We start from the raw sequence: 16,251 nt of genomic DNA, 5'->3' as shown, positions 1-16,251 counted from the left end.
CTATTTATAAAAAGATAAAAATGAAACTACTACAAAAAATTATAATTCTATCCGTTGCACTGTTTGTGACAGGATGCGAAAAAGCCATTAATGTGCCTCTTACAACAGCATCGCCAAGATTGGTTATAGATGCATCTATAGATTGGGTTAAAAATACAACGGGAAATGAACAAAAAATTATATTGTCGACAACAACAGGTTATTACAGTTCCGAATTCCCGAGCGTTTCGGGAGCAGTAGTTACTGTGACAAATGCATCAAATACGGTCTTTAATTTTGTAGAAACTCCCGGAACGGGGCAATATGTTTGTCACAATTTCCTTCCCGTTGTCGGCCAGGCTTATAATTTAAAAATTGTATTAAACGGCGAAACCTATACTGCATCAGAAACATTTACCCCTGTTCCAAAAATTGAAGACAATATTGATCAGAACAACAAAGGAGGTGAAATGGGCGATGAAATTGAAGTAACCTTTTCCTATAAGGATAATGCAAGTCAGGCAAATTTTTATCTAAACAGTATTAGTCAGCCGTATTCGCCGTTCCCCGAGCTTGAAGTTGAAGATGATGAACACACTAATGGCAATTTAATGCAGGAGTCCTTTTCGCATGAAAAGTTAAAAGCCGGGGACCAGGTAGACTTTAAACTGTACGGAATTTCAGAAAGCTATTACAATTACCTATTCAAATTAATATTAGCTACTGGCAATGATGGCAATCCTTTTCCTACAACACCAGGTACAGTCCGCGGTAATATTATCAATCAGACCAATAGCAATCATTACGCTTTAGGCTATTTCAGACTGGCCGAAGTAGACACTAAAAGCTATAAGATAAAGTAACCAAGTTTTGTGGGCGGAATAAAGATCACGTGTTATTCGCCAGACCAGAATTCCGTTCACATCATATTTGGAGGAAGTTCAGCAATACCATAGTTCAAATAGACACAAATTTTTCTTTGTAATTGTAATAAACTAAATGAATAAAATAATAATTGTGCTTTTTCTATTTTTATCTGTTTTACAGGTTAACGGACAAAGCGTTTCAATTGACTCAACGATAAACAATAAAAATATTCAGTTCAAATACAAATCGCTTATCATTCCAACTGCTTTAATCGGATACGGAGTTGTTGGTCTTGTAAGCCCTGCTTTAAAGGACATCAACAGGAGTACAAAAAATGAATTCAGGGACCATGATGATAAGAAAGTAAACTGGGACGATTATGCTCAATATAGCCCGCTTTTATCTGTTTATGCACTAAATGCGTTAGGCATACAAGGAAAAAACAATTTTAAAGATAGGACTATCGTTTTAGCAACGGCATATCTCCTAATGGGTGGTTCTGTAAACATCATAAAAAAAACTTCAAAAGTTACCAGGCCGGATGGCGCAGACATAAGGTCATTTCCATCTGGACATACCGCTACGGCTTTTATGGGTGCCGAATTTCTATATCAGGAATATAAAGATGTATCGGATTGGTATGGTGTTACCGGCTACCTGGTCGCAGCCGGCACAGGACTTTTTAGGATGTCCAACGAAAAGCATTGGCTTACGGATGTTGCAGCAGGCGCGGGAATCGGAATTTTAAGTACCAAAATTGCTTATTGGATTCACCCATTAATTAAGAAAACGATTTTCAATGATAAAATAAACGGAACCATCATGCCTTTTTATAATCAAGGGGCATATGGGGTAGGATTATCAATGACATTCTGAAAAGACAGTACAAAACCTAAACTCAAATATCAAGCAAAAAATTAAATCGTGCAATAATAATGTACTTTGTGGAAATAATTGATATACTGAAAAAGCTTCAACATGAATTTTAATTCAATCTTGTTTCTTACCAAAAGAAGCTAATTTCGATAATAAGGCTACAATTTGCTTCGAGAAGGGAAAGATGAGGTGCGAATAGTGGAAATGCAGCTTGCCAAACTTGCTAATTCCTATTTCCACTTTTTGCCTGTCTAACGGCATGCTCACCACTTAAGTTAAGGTGGTAAACAAAGGCTAGTCGATACCTTGCAGCATTTGGACTGTTAATTATTGGAAGAGAATAACGTCGAATCGATAATACGATTCTTCCAAAAACGCAAAAATAGCGCGAATATCCATCACAAGAAATCGAAATCCAGGCTAGCTTCGCTGGTCTTTTTGATGCCAAAAAGAAAGAGCCCTTGGGCGGCGGCGAGCCGAGGCAGGACCGCGTCCCTGGGACAAGAGAAGACAATTATATGTCCCTCATATTGATTTTAAACAATTAATTAACCCTCGGTGTGACAGCAAAGGCTATTTTGTAATAAAAATTAAATAGGCTCTTAAAGTCACATCTAAATTACTCTTGCTGTTGAGGCATGCCGTTCGGGTCCATCCATACATATTCCCAATGGTGGCCATCAAGGTCATCAAAACTGTGCTGGTACATAAATCCGTAATCAGTAGCCGGATTAGGTATAGTGGCACCGGCAGCTACCGCTTTATCTACCATTTCGTTAACCGCCTCTTTACTATCGGCTGATATGGCAAGAGAGGTTTCTATGGCTTTGTGGGCATCTATAATTTCTTTTTCGGTAAAGGTTTGGAAAAAAGTTCTGGTGAGCAGCATCACGTAAATCGTATCGCTGATGATCATACAGGTTGCTTTTTCGTTGGTAAATTGCGCGTTAAAAGTATAACCGAGTTTGGTGAAAAATGCTATAGATCGGTCAAGATCGTTAACAGCCAGGTTTACAAAAATTTGAGTTGCCATAATTGTTTTCTTATTTAGTTATCCAAAGATACTACCGTTGCTTAAAGATGTTCGTGTGCAAAAACGACAAGTTAAGGGGTTAAACGCGACTGAAATGTAGGATGCTAATCATTTAAACAACTCAAGATGGTTTATCGTTGCTCCAAACTTAAATGCATGGAAAATTACAAAGTTTAGCAATTCTTTTTATATTTAGTATCGATGGCAGCCATCAATAATTCACTGTAAGTCTAAAATCTAAATTCATTTATCGCTCATGAAACGAATATTGCCTGTTTTAACCCTCCTGCTTAACATTTCTGTCTTCGCTCAGAACAAACTGCCAGTGGTAAAGGCAAGCGCTGGTCAGGCAAAAATTTATGAAGAGCATCATGCAATATCACGCTGGTATATTAATCCTAAAGTGAAACTTGACGTTTTTACTACTGGTAAGTTTACGAAGTCTAAAACGGTAAAATTCAAAACAGATATTGATTCAATTGTTTTCAACATCAGCCCGGGGCAAAAAAAGGAATTTATAGTTTTATTAAACGGGAAAGATTCTTGCCTTACCCAAATCGTTGCCCCGATGCTCAAAAACTTCAGTAAAGTATCGCCCGAAATTCATGACACGATACCTTTTTTTGTGAACAAATACAATACGAATTTCTTACCTATCGTTTTCAATGGCACAGATTCGCTGTTGATGAATTTTGATTCAGGTGCAAATGACATAGACTTTACTAACGCTGCACTGGCCACAAAAGTGAAATCGAAGCCCAGGCTTTACGATACCGATTATGATGTCAAAATTGGAAACCATACTTACAAAAGCAAAATTTATGATATAGAATTGGCAGGGAATGAAACAGATGGTTTGTTAGGCTGGGATATATTTGATGGTATGATTGTAGTGCTGGATTATGATCAAAATAAAATGATGGTGCATTCTGTCATGCCAAAAGAGATTTTACAGGGTAAACAATATACCAGGTTTAAGCTCACTTATATTAAAAATAAACCTTTTATAGAAAGTGAAATGTCGCAAAGCGGAACCAAAAATAAAAGCCTGTTTATGTTCGATTTAGGCTACCAGCGTACGGCTATGCTGGATAAAGATTTGCTGCGTGAAATGAAGTTTCCAACTGAAAAAATGGAAGTGATCAATAAGGTAATGATGCATGGGGTAAAAGGTAATGAAGTGCCGGTAACTACGGTAAAACTTCAAAGTTTAAAAATCGGCGGTTTTGAACTCAAAAATGTACCGGCTCAGGTGATGGAACAAAATAAACCCATGCCAGGTATTAACGTTCATTACCTTGGAACCGATATATTGAAAAGATTTAATACCGTTTTTGATTTTCAAAATAATGTGATCTATTTGAAGCCCAATCATCTTTACGATGTTGCCTATGCAGATCAAAAGAGCTAATCTCATTTGTTTTACCGGAAAGACCGCTAAGGGAAGATGCAAAGCACGTAGAGTTAGGGTCGTCCTCTCGACTGAAGTTAAGGTTTTGACCACAGATTTACACGGATTATTATATCTGTGTGCACCCTTTTTTATCTGTGGTTAAATTGCATTGGGTGAAGGGGATGGATGCAGGCTTTATGTCCATCCTAAATGATCCCTTTTACCTCAGCCCCATACTCTCATTAATCAATAAACTGTATTTGCTGCACCAGATAGGCCTTTCCAAATTTCTGCGGATCGTGTACTACCGTAGCTTTAATGGCTTTCCATTTAGGACGTTGTCCATTTTGCCAGTTTGCACGGATTTCCTGTGCGTTCAGCCAGATTTCCTCCAACTCGTTCTGAACGGTACTGTTGGCATAAGTGAGCTGTAACTTATCTGGAATCATATAATAATCGTTTCCTGTTTTGCTGAGCCTGATATTTGGCCCGCCAACAACGTAATTGGTGATGAGCTGCACAATAAAAGATTCACTTCCTTTATACTGCTCTTTGCTAATTACCTTTTCGAAAACAAAATAATATTCAGGTCCATCCTGTAAAGGCACTTCATCGCGATTAAACCTCGCTTTAACACGGTAAGTGTAGCCAGGTTCACGCTCATCAAAACCAGATAGCGAAGCGCCAGCATCTACATTACCAGGTAGCTTTAATAGCAGATCATTATCTGCACCATAACGATGGCTGACCAGCAGTTCAACTTCCTGTCCGTTTTTTAAGTTTAGCGGACCGTATCTTTCTGATTTTTTACAAGAAACAATTGTAAAAACAGTAACTAATAGCAATAGTAGGTTTTTCATAGCGGTTTTGTGATTTAGATGAATTGTTTCTGTAAAACGATATGATAATGGTAGACGCTACACTATACTGACCATTTTTTGTCAATCTTTCTGCGTGATCTCTTTTTTCACTTGCCCAATGGAAAAATGTTCATTCACCAAAGTTTACTGAAACATTTGTTCTCCATTGATTTTAGAATAGGCTTACCATGTTAGGCCTCAGGCCATTCGCATAAGCTTACTTACATGGCTTTCATCAACAAGGCCAAATTCTGCAGCAATTTGTTTTAATCCAGATCTTCCGCTTTCTATCCTTTGTCTGATTAAATTTTTACGGTAATCATGGATATACCGGCGCAAGGTTATGCCTGTATTTCTTTTAAAGTAAGGACCAATATAATCTTCTGAAAGCTTAAAATGTGCTGCCATTATACTTGCTTTTAAATTTTTAGGCTGGTAAATGTTTTTGTGCAGGTAACAGAACATGGCTTGAATGTTTTTTGAACGTTCTGCACTGCTTTTAATTTCAGGCATATTACGCTGCATAATAACGGAAAGCATTAAGATCTGCGACCAGATCAAAGCCTCATTTTGCATTGTGTTTTTGCTGAGTGCTAGGATGAGTGCAATGATATGCTCTACAATCAACTGATCATCGGCAGTAAAGTTGAAACCTAGAAAATGTGTTTCACGGCTTTTGATCAGGTATTCCAGGTGTTGTAAACCAGTGGGGCTATTTTCCTTTTGATGGAGGTATATATCGGTAAATTTGATGTAAATGAACTGTGTTTTCTGGTCAATTTTAAAATGATGCTCCTCCTCCGGACCAATTAAGAAAAGATTTCCTTCTTTATAATCGATTGGAATTTCATTTATGATGTGCTGGCCAGATCCGCTTTCAATATAAATTAGTTCATAATGGTTATGCCGGTGTACAGGGTGGCGCCATTTGCTCATTTCAAATGCTGAAATAACAATAGGCTGAAATTGGACATACCGCTTTATCATAGATTTATACAAATGTATCATACTATTTTACAAAAACATATCTCCGGTTTGTCAGGATCTTTACATAAATCAATTTAGATTAAAGACATGAATAAAAGTAAAATAGCATTGGTTGTAGGGGCAAATGGTGTAATTGGCAGCAATTTAATCCGCCACTTAGAAAGCCTTAGTGATTGGAATATTATCGGCTTATCGCGTAGGGGTGGGGAGAATACGGACAAAACCAGGTACATTTCTGTTGATCTGCTCAATGCAGACGACAGTAAAATACAATTAAGCCCTTTAACCAGCGTAACACACGTTTTTTTTGCCGCGTATCAGGATAAACCAACGTGGGCAGAACTTGTACCGCCTAATTTGGCAATGCTTGTAAACGTGGTTAACACTATTGAACCTATTGCAAAAGACTTACAGCACATCAGTTTAATGCAAGGTTATAAAGTGTACGGTGCGCATTACGGTCCTTTTAAAACGCCGGCAAAAGAAACGGACGGTGGACATATGCCCCCGGAATTTAATATAGATCAGCAACAGTTTCTGGAGAAACAGCAGAAAGGTAAAAAATGGAATTGGTCTGCGCTTCGCCCATCGGTAGTTGCAGGTACGGCATTGGGTAATCCAATGAATTTGATTTCCGTAATTGCGGTTTATGCCACTATATCTAAAGAACTGGGTTTGCCTTTGCGTTTTCCTGGTAAATTGGGTGCTTATGATAAACTTTTAGATATTACAGATGCCGGATTATTGGCTAAAGCTACGGTGTGGGCCGCCACTAACCCCGCAGGTGCCAATCAGGCCTTTAATATAACCAATGGAGATCTGATCCGCTGGAACGACCTATGGCCTAAAATTGCAGCTTATTTTAAAATGGATATTGCCCCTCCGCTTCAAATGCCTTTGCAAACCATTATGGCCGATACATCGGCTATATGGACACAATTGCAGGAAAAACATAACCTTGTTAAACACAGTTACGAAGAAGTATCTTCGTGGGCCTTTGGCGACTTTGTTTTTTCATGGGACTACGATTTCTTTTCAGATGGTACTAAAGCCAGGCAAATGGGCTTTCATGAGTATATCGATACTGAGAAAATGTTTTTTGATCTGTTTGATGAACTTAAAAGCAAAAGGGTTATTCCAAACTAATTCATCTATATCTTTTGCTACCGGAACGGATGCATTTTTCTTTCGTATTTTAGTATCCTTTTGAAAAAACATGTGGCAGTGGTAAATAATAGCAGTACGTTTATTGGTATTATGTGTTAGGCTGTTGTCGGAATTAATTCAGCATCTGTTTTTATAAAGAATTAATATGCCAATAATTTAGATATTTGCAGCTTCCAATAACATAACTAATGAAGCCCTACCTGCAACTTTTCGATTTTTCAAAGAAGATCAATTACCGAACCGAAATTCTGGCAGGCTTAACGGTAGCCATGACCATGATCCCCGAATCACTTTCGTTTGCTATTCTTGCAGGTTTTCCTCCGTTAACAGGTTTGTACGCTGCCTTTATTATGGGCTTGGTTACTGCTGTTTTAGGCGGTAGGCCAGGCTTGGTATCTGGTGGGGCAGGTGCAACCGTAATAGTGCTAATTGCATTAATGAAAAGCCAGGGCATAGAATATGTTTTTGCTGCTGTGGCTTTGGCAGGGCTAATTCAAATTATGGTTGGGTTGTTTAAACTTGGTAAATTTGTAAGGCTGGTTCCGCAGCCCGTAATGTTTGGTTTTGTTAACGGTTTAGCAGTTATTATTTTTATGTCGCAGTTAACACAGTTCCAAACCCTTGTTAACGGCAGGGTAGAATGGTTAAGTGGTATGCCTTTATATATTATGCTGGCTTTGGTATTGCTCACCATTGCCATAGTAATTATTCTCCCAAAAATTACCAAAGCTATTCCGTCCTCACTGGTGGCTATTATTTTAGTTTTCCTTGTCGTTTTAGGTTTTGGGATTGATACCAAACTGGTTAAGGATATTGCTTCGGTAAATGGTGGTTTTCCACCCTTTCACATTCCAAAGGTTCCGTTAAATCTGGATATGCTCAAGATCATTTTCCCTTATTCGCTCATTATGGCTGGTGTGGGCTTAACAGAAGGCCTGCTTACTTTGAATCTGGTTGATGAAATGACGGCAACTAAAGGCAATGGGAACCGAGAAAGTATTGCACAAGGTATTGCCAACATTACAAACGGTTTTTTTACGGGCATGGGTGGTTGTCCGATGATTGCGCAAACACTCGTTAATCTCTCAGCAGGTGCGAGGGCAAGGTTATCGGGCATTATTGCAGCCTTAACCATACTGGTTATCATATTGGTTGGTGCTCCGGTAATCGACCGTGTACCGATGGCTGCTTTGGTTGGTGTAATGATGATGGTAGCGATTGGCACTTTTGAATGGATGAGCTTTAAAGTGATTAATAAAATGCCAAGGCAGGATATTTTCATTGGTATCCTGGTGGCTGTAATTACCGTTTGGCTGCATAATCTGGCATTGGCTGTATTAATAGGAGTAATTATTTCGGCACTTGTGTTTGCCTGGGAAAGTGCTAAACGGATACGTGCCGATGAATATACGGATGCCAGTGGTGTAAAAACTTATGAAATATTTGGTCCCTTGTTTTTTGGATCAGTTGCTCATTTTAATGAGCTGTTTGCTGTGGCACACGATCCGCAGCATATTATCATTGATTTTAAGCATAGCCGTGTTTTTGATATGTCGGGTATTGATGCGCTAAATAAACTAACCGAACGCTACCGTTTGTTGGATAAAAAACTTCAATTAAAACATTTAAGTAGCGACTGTAAACGCTTACTGAAAAATGCCGATCAGATTATAGACGTAAACATTATCGAAGATCCTACTTACCAGGTGGCTACGGAAAAGTAACTGATTTAACTTTTCGTTTTATATCATAAGCTACCTTTAGGATCCTGCCGATTTTAGCTTCCAATAATAGGCTTGGTTAATGCCTGAACGTTAATTTACGTCTGGGCTTCATTGTTTTCTTCAAATTGCCCGTTTATACTAAAACGTTTCAGTGTTTTGAGAATTGGCAACAAAAAAATGTTTCATTTATTGTGTCTATTGGCTAAAAATATCCTTACTGCCTGTTTTATAAGATGTTACTTTTATAAAGTATCCTGACAATATTTATTTTTTTACCTGTCTATCTGACAATTATTTTATTAGAATTAAATATTATTGCGCCATTTAATAAAAATTTCATAAAAATGACAATTCGTTATTAAAACGTTTTAGCATATTATATATTTGAATTAACCAAATAACTAAATTTTATGAGAATCCCTAACTACTACTGCCAAAGTACCTGTCCTTTTAACCTAAGACATGTCTTGCCGTTTCCGAAAAACTAAGTTTTAGCAATCATTTTTTTACCAATTAAAAGATCCATTAACTATGCGATACTTATGGGCGTGCCTTGCTTTTTTTGCGGCGTTTACGTTAAACGTTTTACCGAATTATGCTGCGGGCAAAAAAAATCATAAAGGCCTTACAATTAATTATTTGATCTTTCAGGATACAACGAGAATAAAGATCGTATCGTTAAAAGACTCCTTACAAAAAGATAGTCTTGAACAGATCAGGAAAAAAACACTTTACAACAAGTTATCTGGAGGTATACAAAAAGACACCAGGGATCTGGCACTCTTTCCGGCCATTTCATTGCAGCAAAATTTAAAGGGTAATTTTGCTGGCCTGTATGTTCAGGAGCCTTCAGGCGAACCCGGTTCTATGCAGAACATGTTTATCAGAGGGGCTGCCATGCCACTATTATCTAAAAAAGATTTGTACGATGCTCAGCCGCTGGTGGTTCTAGATGGGATTCCTTTGGTACGGGAGCATCCTTTTGCTTTTGATATACAGCAATTCGATTTTAATAGGATTGGTCCGGCTACTAATTTACTCGCCGGTATCGATATGAATAATATTGCGTCGGTAGAGGTGCTTAAAGATTTAGCTTCCACGTCAGTTTACGGGCCAAGAGGTGTAAACGGGGTAATTGTTTTAACCTCAAAAACAGCAGTTGGCAGATATCGCGCTATATCTTTCAATTCGTATATCGGTATGGTGCAAAAACCATTCGTAAATACCATCAATGGTAAGTATGAAAATAGTTTCAGACAGCGCTTTTATGATGTGTATACTACAAATGGCAGGTATTCTGATGATGAAGAGTATCCGGTATATTTAAGCGATTCGCTTAATAATGTATATAGCGGAAAATCAGACTGGACTGATTTATACTATAAAAATGCGCTGGTATATGGCATTAATTTTTCACTTGCTGGCGGTACCGATAGGGCAAACTTTAGGTTTGCTTTGGGTAATACCAAAAGTGAGGGTGTAGCTGATGAAACGGGTATCGACCGTTATAGCGCCACTTTTAATATCAATATGAAGCCCACCAAATGGTTGCTGTTTTCAACTATGATTAATGCGAACCGATTAAACCGCGATAGGAATAAGACCCTGCGCGACCGATTTGCACAGCTTAATTATTTTCCTGATTTAAGTGCGCCGCTCCCTCCTAATAAAGATTTCTATGGTTCGTACCTGCAACAGTACAAAAAAGGTTTTGATGATAACAAAACAAACTCCATTCAGGGGTATGCCAAATTAGAAGGGATTTTTGGCCAGTTTAAGGTGGTGTCATCTTTTAATGCCGATTACAGCGAAGGCTATAGAGATGTATTCTACGCCAGAACGCTTTTGCAAGGGAATAGTTATGCATCCAACTATTATGGCTTTAGCCAAAGATTAATGATGGATAACAAGGTAACTTACGATTTAAACCTGAATAAGGTTCACGATTTTCATTTTGCTTTAGGGCAATCCATGCAGTGGGATATTTATAAATACAGTAACGCCTACGCTTATAAAGGTGTTAACGATTATATTAAAATCAATTTGCTTGATTCTAAACCTAAAAATGACGATGGTACGGATAACGGTGGTTATTTAACACCAGTAGCCTTTCCTAGAGAATTAACTTACCGGTTTTTAGATAAAACAGAAGATAACTTATTGTCTTTTTATGGAAAAGCCGATTATTCGTTTAGCGATAAATACTTCTTATCAGCCATATTACGTTTAGATGGTTCTTCAAACGCACAACCCACAAGCCGTTGGTTTTATTCGCCAACCATTTCTGCCGCCTGGAATCTCAAAAACGAATTTTTGAAAAGTAACAGCTTGGTTGATGATTTGGTATTGCGTGCAAGTGTGGGTAGAATGGGGCGTACCTTTAGTTACGATAATTATACCCAAGGCCCACAATATACCGCGTCAGTTGGCTATACAGGTAACTTAACCGTGCCAGGATACAACGCCTTCGGGGTATTAACCCGTCCTTACCAGTTTGGTTGGGTAGGTTACGGTGTGCCGTGGTCTTACTCAGATCAATTCAATATTGGTGCTGATGTGGCCATGTTAAAAAACCGTCTTCACGTTTCAGTTGATCTTTACAGTAAAACCGATAAAAACCAATTAATTGGAATCCCTGCTTATGCAGAATATGGTTATAAACAAGCCATAGAAAGTGGCATGTCTGTAAACAACATGGGAATTGATTTTACTGTGAGTGCCCAGGTTATCGCAAAGAGTAAATTCTCCTGGAATTCGGCCGTAAACTTTAATCACAACGCTAACGAACTAAAAGCATTGCCTAGAGGATTGGATCAGTTGGTGGTAAGCAACAGGTTTTTGAAAGTTGGGCAACCGGTAGATCAATATTGGTTACTGGAGAATAATGGTATTTATACTTCGGATGCAGATGTACCAACCGTTAATGGACAAAAGTTAAAATATAAAGGAATTGTTTTAAAGGCTGGCGACCCACGCTGGAAAGACCAAAACGGAGATAACACCATCGATGATAATGATAAAGTATTAAAAGGTCACTCTTTACCAACCCTTTCAGGTGGTTTTGATAACAACTTTAAATATGGCAATTGGAGTTTAGGTACAAGTTTCTACTTTAATTTAGGAAGAAAGCTCATCAACCAGGAGATGGCTAACCGTTTTGATTTTGTTAACCGCGAAGGTAACACTGATATCAATTCTGTGAAAGAAATTACTTTCTGGGAGAAACGTGGTGATTACTCAAAATATCCGCTTTATAATCCTTGGAGCACCGTAATCCCATATCGTGCAGATCAGGACCTCTTCCTGGAGAATGCTTCATTCTTAAAATTAAGACAGGTTTCATTGGGTTATGAACTCGGCAATTTACTCAATAAGAAAAATATCAAAATCAACAAATTCTTCGTGTACGGTGCCGTGAGCAACATTTTTACCATTACGCCTTATACTGGTCAGGATCCCGAACTGGTTAGCTACGATGGCGTTGATACCGGTTATGGCCAACCTATTCCGAGAACGTATACCCTGGGTGTTAAAATGGAGCTATAAGATGAAAACAAGAACGAACAAAACATCAAGTGAGATGAAAAATATATTTTACACACTACTGGTTGCTGTAATAGCCTTTTCAGGCTGTAATAAAGCGTTAGAAACCGATTCTACCAGGGTTGTAGGGGAAAAAAATGCCTGGAATACTGTGGAGGATGCCCGATCTGGAATTTTGGGTGTATATGCTTTAACCCGGGCTGCATTATCAGATAACAATGGTCACTGGATTTATGGTGATGTAAGAACGGGAGAGTTTTTAAGTCCGAAAAGACAGGATTTAAAGGCGGTAATCGGCAATAATTTAAATGCCGCATATCCTGTAATGGAGGCCCTATCTGATTGGACAAGGTTTTACGCCATTGTAAATGGTGCCAATGTTTTCCTGGAAAATGTTGGGCATGTAAAAGAAACAGATAAGCGGTACACAAGCAATAACATGACGGTAGATATTGCTCAAGCCAGATTTTTAAGGGCTTTTGCTTATTTCTACATGGTGAGAATCTGGGGCGATGTACCGTTCATTACCTCATCAGATGAAGGTAAATTTACCAATAAAGCCCGCGAAAGCCAGGGAAGGATTTTAGCTTGGGCCGAACAGGAAATGCTAAAGGCAGCAGCTGATCTTCCATTTATCTACAGCGGTGGCGATGTGCAGCAGCCAACTGATTATTATAATGAAACTTCAGGAAGATGGGGCGGTGCTTTAGCCACAAAAGTTACGGTATACGCAGTCTTGGCTCACTTGGCAGCCTGGAATGGCGATTATACCAATGTTTCTAAATATGCCAAATTTGTTGAAGATAATTATGGCAGAAGCGCCGGCGGTTTTACGGGAAGTGCTGATTTATCAAACTCAAATGGGTTTTTCTATAATAAAAATACCAGACAAATGTTCGGTTTCAATTCCGATTATGGCCATGTGGATGGTTCATCAACCGGACATATTGAAGAGTTGACTTTGGCCGAGCCGGTGATGACCAAGTCGGTTCCGGATATTTACCTGCCAAAAGATTCGATCCTGAAATATTTTAATCTTCCAAAAGATCAAAGGTTTGCGGTTGATACCTTAGGGCAGGCCAAATACGATGGAAGATATTTTACCAACATTAATGGTAAGTATCCGATTTTTAGCAAAATCAAAGTAATTCAGGGTGGCGGAACAGATCCTAACTTCAGGTATTTTACCAGTGCACTGGTTTTTACCCGCTTAGAAGATATCGTTTTGCTGCGTGCTGAAGCACTATCCGTATTAGGTGATCAAAATGGGGCGCTAAGTGAATTGGTAAGTGTTCAGGCAAGAAGGTTTGAAGAAGGTACCACGTTCTCTTTCAATCTGACTCAGGACGATATTATAAAACTAATCTTTGAGGAGCGCCATCGCGAACTCTTAGGCGAAGGTTCCAGATGGTATGATTTGATCCGCTATAATAAGATCAAACAGAACGACGCCAAATTTATGAATCTCATTAATTCTGGCGGAATTTACTGGCCGATATCCAGAAAACTCCTTTCCCAAAACAGTTTATTAACCCAAAATGCTTACTGGCGCTAATGATCACGGATATGAAAAATTCAATAAAATATATAGGTGCATTGGCAATCTTATCGCTGCTAACACTCATTAACCTGGCCTGCAAAAAAAATGGAGGGTTTTATGATGCACCAGATCAGAATGTAACTTTTTCTGGCAATACTTACGAGTACCTGAAAAGCAAACCGGGTGTTTTCGATTCGCTTATTGTAGCGATTGACAGAATGGGTTTGAAAAAAACATTAACCGATAGTAATGTTACCCTGTTTGCAGTAAGTAATCCAAGCTTTCAACTGGCTTTGCGGAACTTAAATACCTTGAGGAAACTATCTGATAAGGATCCACTTTTTTTGGCCAACATTGATGCTGTTCAGTTAGATACCATGACCTCGTACTACATTATAAGAGGTAAAAATACAACCGATTCATTAAAACTTCAGGATGGTTTAGACTTAAAAAGTGTACGTGTGGGTTATCCCATGCATGCAAGTGTAACCAAAATATCGGCTTCTGGGCAAGTTGGTGCCGGACCGGAGGTTATTAATTTCGATAATACCAAAAAAAGCAAATTTATTCGCAACTGGGCAACCAGTACCACATCATCAAATAACATTAGAACAAAGAATGGTATTGTGCATGTAATCAGCGCCGATCACATATTTGGCTTTAATGAATTCGTTACGCGGTTAACATTTGTACCACCACCACCAAACCTTTACCTCGAAATCGGCGGTATATTTTCGTCAAACCGCGAAAACGGTGGAGGGATAACCAGTGGGGAAAATTCGAGAAAAGTAATCGATGGTGATGATCATACTAAATTCCTGGCCGACCTCCAGGGCGAACTATGGATGAGGTTTGAACTTAAAACACCTGCTGTTTCATCGGTATATACCCTAACATCTGCTAATGATGCCAACGAGAGAGATCCAAAGGCGTGGACTTACGAAGGTTCAATGGATGGCACTAACTGGGTAGAACTGGATAGAAGGTCTAACTTCTTCTTTGAGGAAAGATATCAGCAAAAGGTATTTAGGTGTACAAATACGGTTGCCTACAAATTTTACCGCATTGTGATTACCGAGCTTAGAAATAGCGGCACCTTCCAGCTGGCTGAGTTTACCATAAACAAATCGAAATAAGTGATGGGAAATAAAAACATTAAAATAAATAGCCCGATGAAATTGATCATATATAAATATTTTGCGCTCCTTTTACTTACTGTAACCCTTTTTAGCAGCTGTAAAAAGATTTTCGATTTACCTGATGAGAAAGATTATATGAGCAACAACGTGAATTTTAGTAATAAAATTCTGGAGCCTATAATCGGTAGAACTAACCTTATTGGTGGCTTTAACAGTGATAATTCAACCAATCCGATCACGTTCGAAATTGTAAACGTGAGGTTTGGTGATGGAAAGCCAGTGAGCGATCTTTTTACCACAGCACCAACTTATGTATGGACAGCACCTTATACCGGCTTGGAAAAAAGTCTGGCTGAAATTGAGGCTAAAAGAAAAATCGAAACGCATCCCATATTCGAAATACGTTCATCAGGTGAGTTCATCTTATGGCCATCTGCAACTAACCAGATATTAAAACCGCGCCCTACTGATAGTACCAACTTTTCTCAGGATACCCGCTTTTTTGATGTAAAAGTTAAAAATACGGGTGGCGAGCGTCTGATCAGAGATTTTCAGATCAGGCCTTTCAGAGAGCGCCCGTACGAGCCATCGAATGATTTTAATGCCTATACCGGTTTGCCTGCTCCTGATCCTAACTTTCCGTTCGATCAAAAACGCAGAGATTACATCCGCCCTTATCTAAATAATGTAATTGGTGCAACTTCAAGTTTAAACCTAGTGAGCAACAATGAAAAAAAGGATGCAGTTGTATATATCCGTCCGCTAACTTCAGGCGGTAATGGACATTCGTTACGCATTGTAGTTTTGGGCACAGATTCTTTACCGATTGATCCGAAGTTTTTCAATGAAACAGTTTGGGATAAAATGATCCATGGTTTCAATATCCAAAAAACCGACAAGTATGTTCAATATGATGTTGCTTATCCTATTCCATTGGTAGAAATCCCTACCTCTTACGCCAGGGGCGGATCGAGGGCAAAAGCAGAGCTGAGTTACTCCAGGCTTGGTTTTGGGGGTACACGTACCGTGGGCAGTTTCGGTGTCGATTTCGCTATTTACAAGGCCGGCGACTGGGAAATCGTCTTTCATTTCAAAAATGAGAACCCAAAATTTGCTAACGAATAGTTGATCAATAAAGTTAAT

The 16,251-nt window shown here is 38.8% G+C and carries 12 protein-coding genes; 9 read left to right on the top strand and 3 right to left on the bottom strand.

Annotated features, from left to right (window positions below):
- Positions 1 to 20: 20 nt before the first annotated feature.
- Together BLR60_RS20885 and BLR60_RS20880 are read left to right on the top strand one after the other, a co-directional pair.
- A complete protein-coding gene (locus BLR60_RS20885; RefSeq protein WP_090503502.1) occupies positions 21 to 842 on the top strand; it encodes a DUF4249 domain-containing protein in 822 nt (273 codons plus the stop codon).
- A gap of 136 nt (positions 843 to 978) precedes the next feature.
- A complete protein-coding gene (locus BLR60_RS20880) occupies positions 979 to 1,722 on the top strand; it encodes a phosphatase PAP2 family protein (protein ID WP_090503500.1) in 744 nt (247 codons plus the stop codon).
- A 619-nt stretch (positions 1,723 to 2,341) separates the two neighbouring features.
- On the opposite strand, the gene BLR60_RS20875 is transcribed toward BLR60_RS20880, so the two are convergent.
- Positions 2,342 to 2,755, bottom strand: coding sequence for a VOC family protein (locus BLR60_RS20875; protein ID WP_090503497.1), 414 nt, complete (start codon positions 2,753 to 2,755; stop codon positions 2,342 to 2,344).
- 256 nt (positions 2,756 to 3,011) lie between these two features.
- On the opposite strand from BLR60_RS20875, the gene BLR60_RS20870 reads away from it, so the two are divergent.
- A complete protein-coding gene (locus tag BLR60_RS20870) occupies positions 3,012 to 4,166 on the top strand; it encodes an aspartyl protease family protein (protein ID WP_090503495.1) in 1,155 nt (384 codons plus the stop codon).
- Between the two features lie 224 nt (positions 4,167 to 4,390).
- Here BLR60_RS20870 and BLR60_RS20865 read toward each other — a convergent pair whose 3' ends face one another.
- Together BLR60_RS20865 and BLR60_RS20860 are read right to left on the bottom strand one after the other, a co-directional pair.
- Entirely contained in the window at positions 4,391 to 5,008 is a 618-nt protein-coding gene (locus BLR60_RS20865; RefSeq protein ID WP_090503492.1) for a hypothetical protein, read from the bottom strand.
- Between the two features lie 198 nt (positions 5,009 to 5,206).
- Positions 5,207 to 5,995, bottom strand: a complete 789-nt coding sequence (locus BLR60_RS20860) for an AraC family transcriptional regulator (protein WP_167354797.1) — start codon at positions 5,993 to 5,995, stop codon at positions 5,207 to 5,209.
- 87 nt (positions 5,996 to 6,082) lie between these two features.
- Between BLR60_RS20860 and BLR60_RS20855 the strand changes: the two genes are divergently transcribed.
- From BLR60_RS20855 to BLR60_RS20830, 6 genes are all read left to right on the top strand, one after another.
- Positions 6,083 to 7,141: an SDR family oxidoreductase gene (locus BLR60_RS20855; protein WP_090503487.1), complete on the top strand. Its 1,059-nt coding sequence runs from the start codon at positions 6,083 to 6,085 to the stop codon at positions 7,139 to 7,141.
- A gap of 209 nt (positions 7,142 to 7,350) precedes the next feature.
- On the top strand, positions 7,351 to 8,886 hold the full coding sequence (locus tag BLR60_RS20850) for a SulP family inorganic anion transporter (RefSeq protein WP_090503484.1): 1,536 nt from the start codon (positions 7,351 to 7,353) through the stop codon (positions 8,884 to 8,886).
- Between the two features lie 531 nt (positions 8,887 to 9,417).
- Complete coding sequence (locus BLR60_RS20845; RefSeq protein ID WP_090503482.1) at positions 9,418 to 12,432, top strand: SusC/RagA family TonB-linked outer membrane protein; 3,015 nt, start codon at positions 9,418 to 9,420, stop codon at positions 12,430 to 12,432.
- Positions 12,433 to 12,466: 34 nt separating this feature from the next.
- Positions 12,467 to 13,984, top strand: a complete 1,518-nt coding sequence (locus tag BLR60_RS20840) for a RagB/SusD family nutrient uptake outer membrane protein (RefSeq protein WP_244155718.1) — start codon at positions 12,467 to 12,469, stop codon at positions 13,982 to 13,984.
- Positions 13,985 to 13,995: 11 nt separating this feature from the next.
- Positions 13,996 to 15,105, top strand: a complete 1,110-nt coding sequence (locus BLR60_RS20835; RefSeq protein WP_090503566.1) for a discoidin domain-containing protein — start codon at positions 13,996 to 13,998, stop codon at positions 15,103 to 15,105.
- 36 nt (positions 15,106 to 15,141) lie between these two features.
- Positions 15,142 to 16,233, top strand: coding sequence for a DUF5007 domain-containing protein (locus tag BLR60_RS20830; protein WP_244155717.1), 1,092 nt, complete (start codon positions 15,142 to 15,144; stop codon positions 16,231 to 16,233).
- Positions 16,234 to 16,251 lie beyond the last annotated feature (18 nt).

The organism is Pedobacter terrae, from assembly GCF_900100705.1.
GTDB classification, from domain to species: Bacteria; Bacteroidota; Bacteroidia; order Sphingobacteriales; family Sphingobacteriaceae; genus Pedobacter; species Pedobacter terrae.
This window is presented reverse-complemented; position numbering and strand designations above follow the sequence as displayed.